Annotated in this window: 13 protein-coding genes; 3 read left to right on the top strand and 10 right to left on the bottom strand. The window is 45.8% G+C overall.

Annotated features, from left to right (window positions below; translation table 11 throughout):
• Positions 1 to 25: 25 nt before the first annotated feature.
• From BCT11_RS26205 to BCT11_RS26245, 9 genes are all read right to left on the bottom strand, one after another.
• On the bottom strand, positions 26 to 442 hold the full coding sequence (locus BCT11_RS26205; RefSeq protein ID WP_038875061.1) for a hypothetical protein: 417 nt from the start codon (positions 440 to 442) through the stop codon (positions 26 to 28).
• Complete coding sequence (locus tag BCT11_RS26210) at positions 426 to 1,478, bottom strand: formate dehydrogenase subunit gamma (protein ID WP_102389691.1); 1,053 nt, start codon at positions 1,476 to 1,478, stop codon at positions 426 to 428. Before BCT11_RS26210 ends, BCT11_RS26205 begins: the two co-directional genes overlap by 17 nt.
• A 13-nt stretch (positions 1,479 to 1,491) precedes the next feature.
• Complete coding sequence (gene fdh3B / locus BCT11_RS26215) at positions 1,492 to 2,100, bottom strand: formate dehydrogenase FDH3 subunit beta (RefSeq protein ID WP_005427693.1); 609 nt, start codon at positions 2,098 to 2,100, stop codon at positions 1,492 to 1,494.
• An 11-nt stretch (positions 2,101 to 2,111) separates the two neighbouring features.
• Positions 2,112 to 4,967 (bottom strand): formate dehydrogenase subunit alpha, encoded by a 2,856-nt coding sequence (locus tag BCT11_RS26220; RefSeq protein ID WP_102389693.1) that lies wholly within the window; start codon positions 4,965 to 4,967, stop codon positions 2,112 to 2,114.
• A 10-nt stretch (positions 4,968 to 4,977) separates the two neighbouring features.
• Complete coding sequence (locus BCT11_RS26225) at positions 4,978 to 5,178, bottom strand: twin-arginine translocation signal domain-containing protein (protein WP_005427585.1); 201 nt, start codon at positions 5,176 to 5,178, stop codon at positions 4,978 to 4,980.
• A gap of 73 nt (positions 5,179 to 5,251) precedes the next feature.
• Positions 5,252 to 5,884, bottom strand: a complete 633-nt coding sequence (locus BCT11_RS26230; RefSeq protein ID WP_039977857.1) for a molecular chaperone — start codon at positions 5,882 to 5,884, stop codon at positions 5,252 to 5,254.
• A gap of 9 nt (positions 5,885 to 5,893) precedes the next feature.
• Positions 5,894 to 7,555: a 4Fe-4S dicluster domain-containing protein gene (locus tag BCT11_RS26235; protein ID WP_102389695.1), complete on the bottom strand. Its 1,662-nt coding sequence runs from the start codon at positions 7,553 to 7,555 to the stop codon at positions 5,894 to 5,896.
• A gap of 310 nt (positions 7,556 to 7,865) precedes the next feature.
• A complete protein-coding gene (locus tag BCT11_RS26240; RefSeq protein ID WP_102389697.1) occupies positions 7,866 to 8,504 on the bottom strand; it encodes a DUF3306 domain-containing protein in 639 nt (212 codons plus the stop codon).
• Positions 8,494 to 8,958, bottom strand: coding sequence for a DUF3305 domain-containing protein (locus tag BCT11_RS26245; protein WP_102389699.1), 465 nt, complete (start codon positions 8,956 to 8,958; stop codon positions 8,494 to 8,496). Before BCT11_RS26245 ends, BCT11_RS26240 begins: the two co-directional genes overlap by 11 nt.
• A gap of 319 nt (positions 8,959 to 9,277) precedes the next feature.
• On the opposite strand from BCT11_RS26245, the gene BCT11_RS26250 reads away from it, so the two are divergent.
• Complete coding sequence (locus tag BCT11_RS26250) at positions 9,278 to 10,102, top strand: formate dehydrogenase accessory sulfurtransferase FdhD (RefSeq protein WP_038875099.1); 825 nt, start codon at positions 9,278 to 9,280, stop codon at positions 10,100 to 10,102.
• 267 nt (positions 10,103 to 10,369) lie between these two features.
• Here BCT11_RS26250 and BCT11_RS26255 read toward each other — a convergent pair whose 3' ends face one another.
• Positions 10,370 to 11,962, bottom strand: coding sequence for an ABC-F family ATPase (locus tag BCT11_RS26255; RefSeq protein ID WP_038872740.1), 1,593 nt, complete (start codon positions 11,960 to 11,962; stop codon positions 10,370 to 10,372).
• A gap of 400 nt (positions 11,963 to 12,362) precedes the next feature.
• Between BCT11_RS26255 and BCT11_RS26265 the strand changes: the two genes are divergently transcribed.
• Entirely contained in the window at positions 12,363 to 14,708 is a 2,346-nt protein-coding gene (locus BCT11_RS26265; protein WP_102389701.1) for an ATP-binding protein, read from the top strand.
• A gap of 2 nt (positions 14,709 to 14,710) precedes the next feature.
• Positions 14,711 to 15,589 carry a mechanosensitive ion channel domain-containing protein gene (locus BCT11_RS26270; protein ID WP_038872738.1) on the top strand — a complete coding sequence of 293 codons (879 nt, stop codon included), beginning with the start codon at positions 14,711 to 14,713 and terminating at the stop codon, positions 15,587 to 15,589.
• Positions 15,590 to 15,669: the final 80 nt, after the last annotated feature.

Raw genomic sequence — 15,669 nt, forward strand, 5'->3', positions numbered from 1 at the left:
ACCTATTTTAGGACTAGACACCGTTTTAAAGGTTTGGACCTGTAGACGGTCTGTGCGGCATATTGTTGCGCAGTTGGTTCATACCTTGGTACATACGTAGGAACCACACGAGAATCGCAAGCGTTGCGAACAGCATACCTACCCAAGGAATGAAATAAGCAACCGTGTCTAACAAGGTACTGTGCACCCAATAATCACTTACGCCAACCAATACACCATTCGATGTTGCCACTGTTACGATCAGAACAACAAAGAACGTGAAGTACAGGAAGAATGTGCGAATCAAGCCGTAGTAATGTGAATTCACTACGTCACTGTCTTCACCTTTATCCAAACGGTAACCCGCGTAAATGATTGCGATAACGCCTGAGATCAAAAACGTAAACGGGGTAAAACAACTCAGGATGTAGGCAACCCAAATCCCGTTATGAGGTTTGTTCATTCGTCTTCGCTCCTTTTACGTCCGCTTGAGCTGTGTCAGCCTCACCCATCGCTTCTTTAGATTTCACTTCTTCATACCAAAGGTCGTGGTGCTCTTTCGCCCATGTCTCGTCAACTTCACCAGTAACCATACCTTCTAGTGCACCTTCCATACCGAATAGACCGATGTAGATGTGGAATATAAAGCCACAGATCAGAATCAGTGCTGAAATCGCGTGAACAAGGTTAGATAGTTCCATATCGCGGCGAGTTTGGCCGAAAATTGGGAAATCCAGAACTAAGCCACTCACTGCAGCAATAGCACCGAAGAAGATCAACAGCCAGTAAATCGCCTTCTCACCACCGTTTGAGAAACCAGCCGATGGATGCGTACCTTTATGCTTACCAACCATGCCGCCCATTTTCATGAACCAACGAATGTCAGTCATTGTTGGAATGGACTTACGCCACCATTTCAACAGAACAAACATCAGCAAGATAAAGAACAAAGGACCCATGTAGTTGTGGTACTGCTTCGCCAACATGACGATGAAGCCCCAAAACTCAGTTGGTACGTACGGCTTCAAGAAGTGCTTACCGTAAACCAGCATCAAACCACTGAATGCCAGCGTTAAGAAGGTAAACGCCATGCTCCAGTGCAGTGCGCGGTCTAGTCGAGACCAGCGTTTCATCTTCTTGCCAGTACGTGGTTTGCTTAGCATCAGAGGACCAACGAATACGTAAGCCATGATAACCATTGCGATACTGCCGAAAATCGCGACAGCGCCCGCAGGAGACATCCATTTCTCTTTAAGAATGTACCAAGTCTCACCCGGAGTACTGATCAGCACACCGTGTTCCGCTGATTTCGACGTGGTATAGCCTTCTTGCCCCTCTTTGACCTGACGCCAAAAGTCTGCACCTGCAAGTTGCGTCATCTCCTGTTGTACCACTGGAGATGTGTCTTCTTGCGCAGACACTGGCATCGTGAAGGTCAGCAGTAATGCTGTCATCATAGACAGCATTACAAGAGACGCACGTTTAAGAGTATTTAACATGTGTCTCTCCTACTTAGCTTTTGGTTGCGTCGTAAGAAAGATCGTTACCGTCTGTCCAACCTGCGTTTTTCGCACCGCGCTCAACCACACGTTGACGGAAGATGTCAGAAACTTTCTCTGCATCACCCGCTAGCAGTGCTTTTGTTGAACATAGTGACGCACACATAGGTAGCTTACCTTCAGCAATACGGTTCGCACCGTACTTCTCACGCTCTTCTAGAGAACCTGGTTCTGTGTTTGGACCACCTGCACAGAAAGTACATTTGTCCATTTTGCCACGCTCACCGAATGACGCTTGTTTCGGGAACTGAGGCGCACCGAATGGACAAGCAAACAGACAGTAACCACAACCGATACAAAGATCTTTGTTGTGAAGAACGATGCCATCTTCTGTGTGCTCGAAACAGTCAGCTGGACAAACCGCCATACAAGGCGCATCTGTACAGTGCATACAAGCAACAGAGATTGAGTTTTCACCTGGTTCACCGTCGTTTAGTGTTACCACGCGGCGACGTTGAATGCCCCACTCAAGCGCATCATCGTTTTCGTTCTTACATGCAGTAACACAGCCGTTACACTCGATACAGCGTTTGGTGTCACATAGGAATTTCATTCGTGCCATTGTCAGACTCCTTACGCTTTACGAATGTTACATAGGGTTACTTTAGTTTCCTGCATCAAAGTAACAGGGTCGTAACCGTAAGTGGTTGCCGTGTTGGCTGCTTCACCAACAACATAAGGATCCGTACCTTCAGGGTACTTAGGACGTAGGTCTTCACCTTCGAACTTACCGCCGAAGTGGAACGGAATGAACGCAAGACCCGGTTTAACACGACGAGTTACCATCGCTTTCACCTTGATGCGGCCTTTTTCTGCACCTTCAACCCAAACATCATCGCCATCTTTGAAGCCAAGATCGTTTGCGTCTTTCGGGTTCACTTCAACGAACATTTCTTGTTGAAGTTCAGCAAGCCATGGGTTTGAACGTGTCTCTTCACCACCACCTTCATACTCAACCAAGCGACCAGAAGTCAGGATGATTGGGTACTCGCCAGACTTGTCTTCTTTCTGGATAGACTTGTAAAGCGTTGGTACACGGAAGATCGCTTCTTTGTCGTCCCAAGTTGGGTAATCCGTTACAAGGTCACGACGTGGCGTGTATAGCGGCTCACGGTGTAGCGGCACGCGGTCTGGGAATGTCCAAACAATTGCACGTGCTTTTGCGTTACCAAACGGGATACAACCGTGCTTGATTGCAACGCGTTGGATACCGCCAGACAGGTCCGTTTTCCAGTTTTTACCTTCCGCTGCTGCTTTTTCTTCAGCCGTTAGGTCGTCCCACCAACCAAGCTGTTTGATTAGCTTGTCAGAGAACTCTGGGTAACCGTCTTTGATTTCACAGCCTTTTGAGTAGCTGTCTTCAGCAAGTAGGCTTTGACCTTCAAACTCAACACCGAAACGCGTACGGAAGTTACCGCCACCCTCTGCAACCGTCTTCGACGTATCGTACAGAATGTGTGTGCCTGGATGCTTCATCTCTGGTGTGCCCCAACATGGCCAAGGTAGACCGTAAGTCTCACCATTCACAGGACCACCCTCTGCTTCCAGAGATGTCTTGTGGAATGTATGCCAGTTTTGTTGGTGCGCTTTCAGACGCTCTGGGCTTTGACCTGTGTAACCGATGGTCCACATGCCTTTGTTGAATTCGCGAGTAATGTCTTCAATTACTGGCTGGTTGTTCTCTACGCGTACGTTTTTGAACAGCAGATCTTCATAACCTAGCTTCTTAGTTAGTAGGTACATGATTTCGTGGTCAGGTTTAGATTCGAACAATGGCTCGATAACCTGATCACGCCACTGAAGTGAGCGGTTAGATGCTGTCACACTGCCGTTCGTTTCAAACTGAGTCGTTGCAGGAAGCAGGTAAACGCCATCAGTACGATCGTTCATTACCGCTGCAACTGTTGGGTATGGGTCAACAATAACCATCATATCCAGCTTCTGCATCGCTTTCTTCATCTCAGGACCACGAGTCTGAGAGTTTACTGCGTGACCCCAGTAGAACATTGCGCGGATGTTTTCACGTTGACGAATGTTTTCTTTGTTTTCAAGAACACCATCCACCCAACGAGATACAGGGATACCTGCACTGTTCATTGGTTTTTGACCGCCGTAAGCGTTGTCATCGAAACGACCTTTGATCCATTCGTAATCGATTTCCCACACTTTCGACCAGTGACGCCAAGAACCTTCAGACAAGCCGTAGTAGCCTGGTAGCGTGTCAGATAGAACGCCAAGGTCAGTTGCACCCTGTACGTTATCGTGGCCACGGAAGATGTTTGCACCGCCGCCTGATTTACCGATGTTACCTAGCGCAAGCTCAAGTACACAGTAAGCACGTGTGTTATTGTTACCAGTCGTATGCTGAGTACCACCCATACACCACACGATACAACCCGGACGATTTTCAGAAAGCAGTTTCGCTGTTTGGTAAACTTCAGACTCAGGAACGCCAGTTACGCGCTCAACTTCTGCTGGTGTCCACTTAGCCACTTCTGCACGGATTTCATCCATACCGAATACACGTTGACGGATGAACTCTTTATCTTCCCAGTTATTCGCGAAGACATGCCATAGCACGCCCCAAATAAACGCAACGTCAGAACCAGGACGTAGAGACACGTAGTGATCCGATTTTGCAGCGGTACGAGTACGACGAGGATCCGCAACAACGATCTTACAGTTGTTCTTCTCTTTCGCGATTAGGATGTGCTGCATCGCAACAGGGTGCGCTTCTGCAGGGTTTGAACCAATGAACAGCATCGACTTACAGTTGTGCATGTCATTGAAAGAGTTGGTCATCGCACCGTAACCCCAAGTGTTTGCAACACCTGCTACGGTTGTTGAGTGACAGATACGCGCTTGGTGGTCAACGTTGTTGGTACCCCAAAGCGACGCCATCTTACGGAACATGTACGCTTGTTCGTTGTTGTGCTTCGCACTACCCAACCAGTAAACGGAATCTGGACCCGACTCTTTGCGGATGTCCATCACCTTGTTACCGATTTCTTCGATCGCTTGATCCCAAGAAAGCTTCTTCCACTTACCGTTTTCAAGCTTCATTGGGTATTTAAGACGACGCTCACCGTGACCGTGTTCGCGCAGTGCTGCACCTTTTGCACAGTGTCCACCAGCGTTGAATGGGTGGTCGAATGCAGGCTCTTGACCTGTCCAAACGCCGTTTTGAACTTCGGCGTAGATACCACAACCTACAGAACAGTGAGAACAGATAGTACGTTTTACTTCTGTTTTCGCTTCTGGATCCACCGATTTAGCTTGTGCTTTCTTCATCATGCCCGGTGCAAAAAGACTAGCACCTACAACCGCACCACCAGCAGCAAGCGAGGTGTTTTTCATGAATGCACGGCGAGAAACGCCAAGCTGATTGGTTTCTTTGCTCACACTGTCGGAGCGTTTGACAAGTTTCATCCGTTATCTCCTAAAGTGTGTCGTAGTAATCGCGAATGTGTTGAGTTTCACGATACCCTTTCTTCTTCACGTCTTTTTCAGAAGGCTCAACCGTTTCTGAAGCGCTTGCCACTTTTGTTGTTCCAGCGACAACCGCACCAGCTACGGCTGCAGTCGTTAAGCCTTTCAGGAGATCCCTACGGCTTGTGTTTATTTCTTTATTATCTTTCATCATTGCTTCCTTACCTTACGGTAGATCTTTGGAGGCTATTGCCCCTCTATCGATATGACCAAGTACTGCTCGATTACTCGTAATCAGTGACGTTTTTCACATCAATTTTTAATTTGTGCTTACTGCTTTTGGTGTTCACGCTAAAGCGCACTTGTTCCAGTGTTAAGAACGCCTCACACAGCTGAGCTGCTGGCTTATAAAAGTTCGCGCTCTGTGCGTTTTCTAGTTGTTGAGTGAAAGAGTTAAACCAAGGTGCGATGTGTTTGTTAAACACCGCTTGTTGAAGGTCTTCTTCTTCACCCGTTAGCATCGACATCACTTCACAAAGTGCTGCAATGTGGTCTTCCGGCTCTTTCACATTTTCATCGCGCTCGAAACCAAGCAGTTCCAAATCGTGACGAATTTCAGCCAGTGGTTTTTCCATCATTGCGCCCGTCATGTGCCATGAGCCAAACGGCATCACTTCACCACGACCTATACCAATGAAAAGATCTTGGTATTCATCTTCAAGCGCTTCGCGGTTGGAGTCTTTCGCCGCTTGCTGAAGCGCAATCCACGCTTTTTGCATTGCGCTTTCTGATGGTTCAACTTCTAGAGAAATCAGGAACTCGATCATCTCTTCACTTGGTGCGCTACGGAAAAGCGCTGACAAAACCAAGTAGATCTCTGTTCTCAGTGTTTGCTCTTGTTCTCGTTGTGTATCCACTGCGAGCTCCTAGTATTTCAGTTGTTTCATTGGGTCTTCTGCCATCGACTCAAACATGTCGATCACACGGCAGTCTTCACACATTGCGATGCGATTGATCGCCGCTTCATCAGAGAAATGAGAGTGACCGCGTAACTTATTTTGTAGCATATCGATCATAGACTGAGGTGCGAATGGCTTATGACAGCGAATACATTCCGCTGCTTTCTCTTCATGAATCACCACCGCTTTTTGGCGCTCTTCTTTCACCCAGTTCATGCGTGGCGTTAAAGTCAGAACTTTCTCTGGACATGCCTTTTCACACAAACCACATTGAATACAATCTTGTTCAACGAATTTAAGTGATGGAGATTCACCATCAGTATGTAGTGCACGTGTTGGACAAACCGCCACACAGCTCATACACAACGTACAATCTTTGCTTTCACAAGAAACATTGCCGTAAGGCGCGTTCGCAGGCAGTTCAACAATGTTCTCAACCGGAATACGAGAAGAAGACATTGCATCCAGCGCAGTAAACAAACGTTGACGCTTGTTACCTTGAAGATCGCCAAGGGCAAGGTCGAATGAATCTGTACATAGTGTTGGAGGACCTTCACGAAGCGATTCCAAGTAAAGGATATCGATGGTCTCTTTTGCGATACCAAGTTGATCCAATAGCTCTTGCGCGATACCTACTTCGTTATTTAGAACACGAATGATGGTTGCAGGCATAAAACGAGAAGCTGCAAATAGTACTTGCGTCGCGCCATTAACTAGAGCTGCGAACCATGTATCGATACCGATAGAAGGAAGCTCTTCAACCACAATTGGAATCACGTTATCTGGTAGCGCTTTCAGTGCCATCACGTTGTAAGTCTCGTGACGAGAACTACAGATAAGAACGATAGGATCCAGACCGCCCGCTTGCTCGTAGTTCGCTAGCGTGCGTTCAATGAATTTTTGCGTATCTTCAGGATTAGGTAGCGCGTAGTGAATCGCTTCTGTCGGGCAAGCCGTTGCACAAGTACCCACGCCCTGACATAGGTATGGGTTAATCTCGATGCGATGACCGGTTTTATCGCTGCCTTCACTTGATAGTGCACCAGCAGGACAAGCATCCACACAACGCTCACAACCTTTTACGCCACGAGAACTGTGCGCACATAGGTCAGTGTCCAGACGGAAGAATTTTGGCTTATCAAACGTACCCATTAATGTTGGGATTTCTTCTAGCGCTTCAGCCAGTTTTGGATAGCCGCGTCCCACTGGGTAGTAACCCGGAACCGGAACCTCTTCTGACATACAGCTGCTTAGACAAAGATCGAGAACAACATCGAAACAATCACTATTAATAGCGACTCTTGCTAGGTTGCTTGTTAGACCGTTATTTTCGATAAGCACTTCAAACGTGCCTAGGAAACCAGAAACCTGAACTGAGTTTGCAAAGTACAGTTCTGGATTGGTGCCTTTCTCTCCGTCTGTAGAAAGAAATGTCAGGCTGTTCATTTGAGATAGCTGCGCGGCTGCACTCTCAATGATGGCAGTCGGTCCAACAATCAGTGTATTACCGCCACTCTCGTAGCTCACCGTTGGTGGAATAAGATTGGTCAACTCTACGGTATTCTCAAACGCATACAGACGCGCTTTACCGTTATTGGAAGTTGCTTGTTCTAATAGTTGTTTCAACATTGCTCAGTTCCATTTATACGCATGGATAGTTTCTTCCATCTTTCATTGTAGTTAGCGCAGGCGATTCTGCTGATTAACTCGTCAGTAACTACGCCTTTTAGGTAGTCCCACCCGGGTTATCACTGCCTGTTGGGCAAATGGTCTAACTTCAACAAGAATGGTAATGAGCAACAGATAGCAAATGTCGTGCCAATTAAATATCAGCTAATTTTCAACAGGTTAGCTATTTATCTTAGAAATAGTAGGGATAAAAAAACCGACTGGGACATTTTGTCTCAGCCGGTTCATTGAGCGTTTAGTCAAAATGTACCTATTCTTTGTGTGGTATATTTTGTCCCACCTCTTCAGGGGCTAGTTTTGTCTCTGGAATATCATTTTTACTAGATACTGTATTTATATCCAGCTTTTTTTGTTCTTCGGGAATTTCGGCACCTTCAGCAAGTTCTACATCAGCCGATTCAATATCACTTTCTTCATGAGATTCAGTTGGTTGTGCGGTTTCTTCTGCTGATTCTTCTTCCGTTTTCTCTTTTACCCAATCACGAAGTGTTTCAGCCACTCCTTCAGAAAGCGACTTGAGGTTACTGTAGTCATCATCGTAATCATCCAAGCCATCACGAACGTTAAACTCTTCTGATAAGAACATCTTACGCAGTGCGGCTTTCTTAACGCTCTCTGAAGCCTCAGACACCAATAGCTGCGCTACGGACATCTCTTCAGAATCAGTAGTTTCGCTTGATGCTTCTTGAGCCATTACTCCTTTAGCTTCAGTCTCAGTAACAGAAGCCTCGGTAGCCAATGTTTGCGCTTCCGTACTTAAGTCTTCATGAGCTAGTGCGGTTTTTGGTTCACTAGATTCAACAGGCTCCACTACCTTAGCGTCTGTAGACTCGGTAGTGGTTTCTTCTAATTTACGTTTCGACCAACGGCTAAAAAAACTAGTTGCCATTTGCTCTGCCCGCTCCTTTGCGTTTCTTGCGTCTTACTTCTAATAACTCACCATGGCGACCAATAAAGGCTTCCATCCAAGCTTGAATAGTTAATGGCATATCATTGGACAACACTAGGTTATCGCCATCCATATATTGTGCAGCAACCGTTTGAGAGGCAGTAAGCAATTGAATTATTGGTTTTTCACCAGAATCCACATTATCCATAATTAAAAACAACTTAGGTTGCTGAGAACTTAGATTAAATCGGTAATCAGTGCGCTCATCTTTATGCAGTTGCAGTAAACACACATCTTGAGTCTCATCCGTTGGCGTGATTTCAAAACCTGCAAGCTGCCATTGAGTCGTAACCCAAATCCCAGTGCTGATTTCGTGCTCTACCAAATCAACGCCAATTGGCCATGAATCTTCTGTTTTTTCGTATTTGTTCTCGAACTCTTTCGTATTCGACATAACTCATCCAGTTTGTTCTATGTAGGCTTGAAGACAGAAAAGGACATTTTGTACTTTGCTTTCAACCATTTTAGCGTTACAAAGCAATAAACGCGCCAAATCAAACTCACTTTTCTCTCTATACAAAATTAGTCTAGCCGTCAGTGTGAGTCTGTGTCATTACTGCGAACTCTCAGTTTTAGCAGACATTTGACGTAAAGCCTCGCAATTTCATTTATACCCGCTATTTTGGAATGAGAATTGCTTTGTAATCCTGTTAAGACAAAAGAACCCATCAATGAGAGCGTGTATCGGCTCTCTCATTCATCAGGACATGACTGTGGTAAAACCAAACATTATTAAAACCAGTGAAAATCCCCTACAGACCATCGAAGTAGAAGTGTTTGACGAATACGGTGAGAAGCTGACTAAGCAAATTGCGTGTGAACGCCCTCTTACCGTCATGTTGAACTGGAAAGAGATTGTCACACTGATGACACTCGGTTCTCGCCCAGAAGCGCTTGTATTGGGTTATTTGAAGAATCAAAGCTTCCTTTCAGATCCTGAAGCGATTGAATCTGTGATTATCGATTGGGAAACGCACACAGCTGCGGTTATCACCAAAGAGAACATTGAACATCTTGAAGGTGCATTGAAGAAGAAGACCGTCACGTCTGGTTGTGGTCAAGGCACTATGTACGGCAACGTAATGAAGCAGCTTGAAGATTATCAAGTACCACAAATGCCACTCAAACAGTCTGAGATATACACCTCGTTAGAAGCGTTGACGCACTATAATGACACTTACAAGAAAGCTGGTGCAGTTCATGGCTGTGCAGTGTGCAAAGGCGATAAAGTACTGTCATTTGTGGAAGATGTTGGTCGCCACAATGCTGTTGATACCCTCGCGGGCGAAATGTGGCTTAACCAAGAAACTGGCGAGGATAAAATTTTCTACACAACGGGTCGCCTTACATCAGAGATGGTGATCAAGGTCGCTCAAATGGGCATTCCAGTTTTGCTGTCTCGCTCTGGCGTTACGCAAATGGGCTTAGATCTAGCCAAGAAGTTTGGTATTACCACTATCGCTCGTGCTAAAGGTTTACGTTTCCAAGTATTCACAGGCGCAGAGAAAATTGATTTTGACGTAAAGGGAAATCAATAACTCATCATTAAGTCGCCAAATGAGTTAGACTTAAACAATCATATGGATTCACAAAGGATGTGAACGATGAACAACGATCAACTGTGGAATTATCTACTCACCCCAAGCGGTATCATCGTTTCGATGATCATTACTTTCGGGCTCGTTGGCATTTATGCTTATCTAATGAGGCAATTTAAGGATTGAACGCCACAACCTAGCGCTAGCAAAGAATAGACATAAAAAAAGACCTCGCGATGAGGTCTTTTTATTTATTCGGTAGAAGGATTAGCCTTCAATACCACGAGATTTTAGGAACTCAGAGTAAGTGCCTTTGAAGTCTGTGATTTTACCATCACGGATTTCGATGATACGCGTAGCTAGTGAGTCTACGAATACACGGTCGTGCGATACGAAGAACAATGTGCCTTTGTACTGCTCTAGTGCCGTGTTCAATGATTCGATAGATTCCATATCCATGTGGTTGGTTGGTTCGTCCATTAGCAGCATGTTTGGTTTGTGCATCATTAGCTTACCAAGCAACATACGACCTTGCTCACCACCCGACAGTACTTTTACTGACTTCTTAATGTCGTCTTGACCAAACAGCATACGACCTAGGAAACCACGAACCACTTGCTCGTCGTCGCCTTCTTGACGCCATTGACCCATCCAATCTGTCAGGTTCATGTCTTCTGCAAAGTCATGCGCATGGTCTTGCGCGTAGTAGCCAATGTTTGAGTTTTCAGACCACTTGAACTCACCAGAGCGTGGCTCTAGTACGCCAGCAAGTGTGTTTAGTAGGGTTGTTTTACCCACACCGTTCTCACCGATGATTGCAACGCGCTCACCGACTTCAAAAATCGCATTGAAGTTAGCAAACAGATCGTCTTCAAAACCTTGGCTTAGGTTTTCAACAATCAGAGCGTTACGGAACAACTCTTTAGACTGTTCAAAACGAATGAATGGGTTTTGACGGCTAGACGCTTTCACTTCGTCCAGTTTGATCTTGTCGATTTGCTTCGCACGAGATGTCGCTTGCTTTGCTTTCGATGCGTTTGCAGAGAAACGCGCAACGAACGTTTGTAGTTCAGCGATTTGTGCTTTCTTCTTCGCGTTGTCGTTCAACAGACGTTCACGAGCTTGGGAAGCCGCTGTCATGTACTCGTCGTAGTTGCCTGGGTAAACACGTAGTTCACCGTAATCCAAGTCAGCCATGTGCGTACATACTGAGTTTAGGAAGTGACGGTCGTGCGAGATGATGATCATGGTGCAGTTACGCGCGTTTAGCGTGTCTTCCAACCAACGGATAGTATCCATATCCAAGTTGTTGGTTGGTTCGTCAAGAAGCATCACATCAGGGTCAGCAAAGAGAACCTGCGCTAGAAGCACACGAAGTTTCCAGCCTGGCGCCACTCCACTCATTAGACCGAAGTGTTGCTCCATTGGGATACCTACAGCAAGAAGCAACTCACCCGCTTTCGCCTCGGCCATGTAACCGTCCATCTCCGCGAACTGAACTTCAAGGTCAGCCACTTTCATGCCGTCTTCTTCGCTCATTTCTGGCAAAGAGTAAATGCGGTCACGTTCTTGCTTCACTTCCCATAGTTCTTTATGACCCATGATTACCGTGTCGATAACCGTGAACTCTTCATATGCGAACTGATCCTGGTTCAGTTTTGCAACGCGCTCGTTCGGATCGTAGCTTACGTTACCGCTAGTTTGCTCTAGCTCACCACTCAGGATTTTCATAAAGGTTGATTTACCACAACCGTTAGCCCCGATTAAGCCGTAGCGATTACCTTCGCCAAACTTAACTGAGATGTTTTCAAATAGCGGCTTAGCGCCAAATTGTTGAGTAATATTCGCTGTGGAAATCAAAACCTTTACCTTAGCAATTCAAGTTTATTGGGAAAAACCGCGCAACGTTACTGCTTAAGGCTACACACTTCAAGTTTTGTTTTTATTAATTAATGAGAAAAAGCTTTCTTCGTTCGGTTGTTTTTTGAGATTTGGCTAACATAAACCTTGCCATTTCTAAGGGCTCTTACCTTAACCGGTTCAAAAGTGAGACATAAATCTGTCATGACTAAGCATTGACATACCCCATAAAATTGGGTTTATAGTGCGTCCCCTTTTATCAATTCCGTACGTCATTCCTTTATTGAGCATCCATTTCTCAAAGGAAATCGCAACATCACGCACGGTCATTGGGTAAAACTCGCATATCGCGATAAAGCAACTACACTAACTCTAACCTTATAAGTTTTAAGAGAATTTTATGCATTTCATGGCGCGCATTTTAATGCTAGTCGGTCTCGTGCTTTCTTTACCCGCTCACGCTGAGTGGGAGTACGAATTCCAACCTGAGCCTCAAGTATTGCCAGTGGCGCAAGAGATCACTCAGGAGATAAACAAATTGCCTGAACCTTTGTTTATGTCTGACCAAGACAAACGCAAAGTCAATCAACTGCTTAATGCAGTGATGAACGAGCAGCGCAAACAAACCCTCATCTTTGACCAACATTTAAAAGCTTATCGCGAGTCTGGTGAAGACAAAGAGTGGTTTGAAACGCAGTCTAGCAATTTGACTCTGAACAGCCTTGGTCAAAGCAAAGAGCGATTATTAGCATTGACGGATCCGATTACACACGACAAGCTAACTGGCTTTGGTCCTTATGGTGTGACCCAATTCAAGCAAGAGTGGCGTCAAACTCAATTGAATGCGGAATACTTACTGTTCTTCCAGATTCGTTCATTCCAATCGCTGATAAAAGAGGTGTTCATTTCACCAATCCCAGTACTTTGGGCAGGCATTAAAGTACTGTTTATTTACTTTGGGTTGGTTTGGTGGTTAACCAACAGCAAGCGCATCATTACGCTGTTCCGTGAAACGCAATTAGACAATGTGGCCAAGCCTCCGATTTGGGTTCGTTTGATTTGGTACATTAGTCGTGCACACCGAGCGATTGCTTGGTTGATTGCAATTACGCTTTCTCTTCGCGTGCTATCAGAAATCCCGAGCTTGCAGCATTTGATCATTCTCGAGATCTTCACGTGGTGGGTGTTGGGTGGTTCTATTGCCATCAGCTTCATTTTAGAGTTTGCTTACCGTAACAGTCGCAGTACCAGCCAAGAAGTGATTGCGCTGCGTCTATCGACCATTCGTCGCTATGTATGGAGCGCGATTGTCGCAGGCGTGATTTTGCAAATCTCGATTCGAACACTAGGCAAAGGCACCATTTATTCTTGGATCTACAGCGCACTGTTCTTTTGGTTTGTATTGGTGACGCTGTCGGTATTGCGCCTATGGCGTAAGAAGGTATTTGAAGTCGCGGAAAAGCTCTCTGACCGCCCTGTTTGGGTAAACTGGGCCATCCGCCGAAAAGACACCGTGCTACTAAGCATTATCGGCACCGCCATTGCTGCTATATGGATCATGCTACATAGCTTTAAACACCGCATTGTTGCCATGTTGTCTAACTACACCATGTTTAGCCAAGCTTTAGCGTATTTGTTCCGTATTGAAGTCGCAAAACAAACGGGAAATAACGGTGCAGATACCAATCTTGTGCGAATAAAAGGCGATCAAGCGTTCGACTATATTCTCCCAGGTAGCGAAGAAAGCGAGTTGGTGGACTACGCCTCTGATGAAATCAAGCATCTGTCTAAATATCTCCTGACAGACAGCCCTGCCGTGTGCGTTATCTCGGGTGAGCGTGGCGTTGGTACAACAACCTTCCTTCGCACTATCTTGAATAAAGTGAAGAACGCCGAACCGGTTTATCTAAACTGCCCTTATGCGGGTTACAGTGAACTGCTTAAAGAACTCGCTTTACAACTCGGTTTAGAAGAGGACGCGTCCGAAATTCAAGTCCTTTCTCTGCTACGTAAGAGTGATACGCCTTACCTTATCGCCGTCGATAACGCCCAACGCTTAGTTAAGCCAATGGTGGGTGGTTTAGGCGGCCTAATCAAGCTGACTAACCTACTTCGTCGCTCTAAGAAGAACCACCGCGTTGTCATGGCGATTGAGAAAGCGAGCTGGCGTTTTGTTGACCGTGCTCGTGGCGAACGGTTGTTGTTTGACTGGGTGGCATTTATGCCGCGTTGGAGTGAGAAACAACTCTCTGCGCTGTTTGATACGCGTATTAACCAACAGATTGCAAACCCAGTGACGTTTGATGGCCTTGTCGTACCTAAACAATGGGACCAAGAAGACATCACCGAAGAAGAACGAGCGAAACAAGGCTTCTACCGTATTTTGTGGCACTACTCTGATGGCAACCCGACGGTTGGCTTGCGCTTTTTCCGCCTGTCTCTGCGTCAGGATAAAGAGACGCAACAAGTGGTGGTTCGATTGTTCCACGCACCAGAATCTCAAGAGCTTGAGAAAATGCCGAAGCCAATGTTGGCCGTTCTGCGTTCTATTGTTCAGCTTGAAGTGGCATCGCCAGAGGAGTTGTCTGAATGTACCCAGCTCAGTATTGCGGAAGTTATCGGTACTCTTCGCTACTTCCAAAGCCGTGGCTTTATTGAGTGGAGCGAAGACAAAGCTCGCGTGTCGGACCACTGGTTCCGTCACATTACTAACGTTCTCGACCGTCAACATTTATTGGTGAAATAACGATGAAAAAACTACTCACCGTATTGGCTCTTTGTTTATTGAGCTCCCCTGCATTGGCGACTGAAGAAATCGCGAGTGTCGATAATATCTCGCAAATTGCCAGCTTGATTCGCTGGAGCGGCGTGTTCTTCTCTATCATCGTAATTGCATGTACATGGTTGTTGCTTAAGTTCATGAGCTCGATGGTAGAAAGTATTGGTAGCCAATTTGTGCAGTATCGAATGGTGCTGCAAAAGCTCCAATCATTCCTGCAGTTCTTTATCTACTTAACCGCCGGCTCTGTGGTATTTATGATGAGCTTTCGCATCAACGACCAGATCCTTGCTTTGATTGGTGGTACGTTGGCGGTATCCGTTGGTTTTGCAATGAAAGACCTAGCGGCATCGTTCATCGCGGGTATGACGGTTATGGTGGATAGACCGTTCCAAGTTGGTGACCGCGTCACGTTTGAAGGAAATTACGGCGATATTATTGCTATTGGTTTGCGCTCTGTGCGTATGCGTACCCTAACCGATGACATCATTACGATTCCAAACAACAAGTTCTTGAGTGAAGTTGTGGTCAGCGGCAACTATGGTGCGTTGGATATGCAGGTGGTGATTCCGTTCTATGTAGGCATGAATGAAGACATTGCGTTAGCACGTGATTTAATTCAGGAAGCGGCCTCTTCAAGTCGCTATATCCATCTACCGAAGCCTGTGACGGTTCTCGTAAAACAGACGATTACTGATAACTACTTAGCAATTCAGTTAACGTGTAAGGCGTATGTGGTAGATACCGCCTACGAGAAGCTCTTTGAAACCGACATTACTCTACGTGTAATGAAAGAGTTTAAAAAGCACGGAATCAATCCTCCAAAGATTGCGGTGCATACGGGTTAATTCGACGTTTTCCTCTCGCACTTAGAGAGGAATAGATACAAAAAGGGTCAGTAAATTTACTGACCCTTTTTATTTGATTG

This window comes from Vibrio sp. 10N.222.52.B12 (assembly GCF_002875385.1).
Lineage (GTDB): Bacteria > Pseudomonadota > Gammaproteobacteria > Enterobacterales > Vibrionaceae > Vibrio > Vibrio jasicida.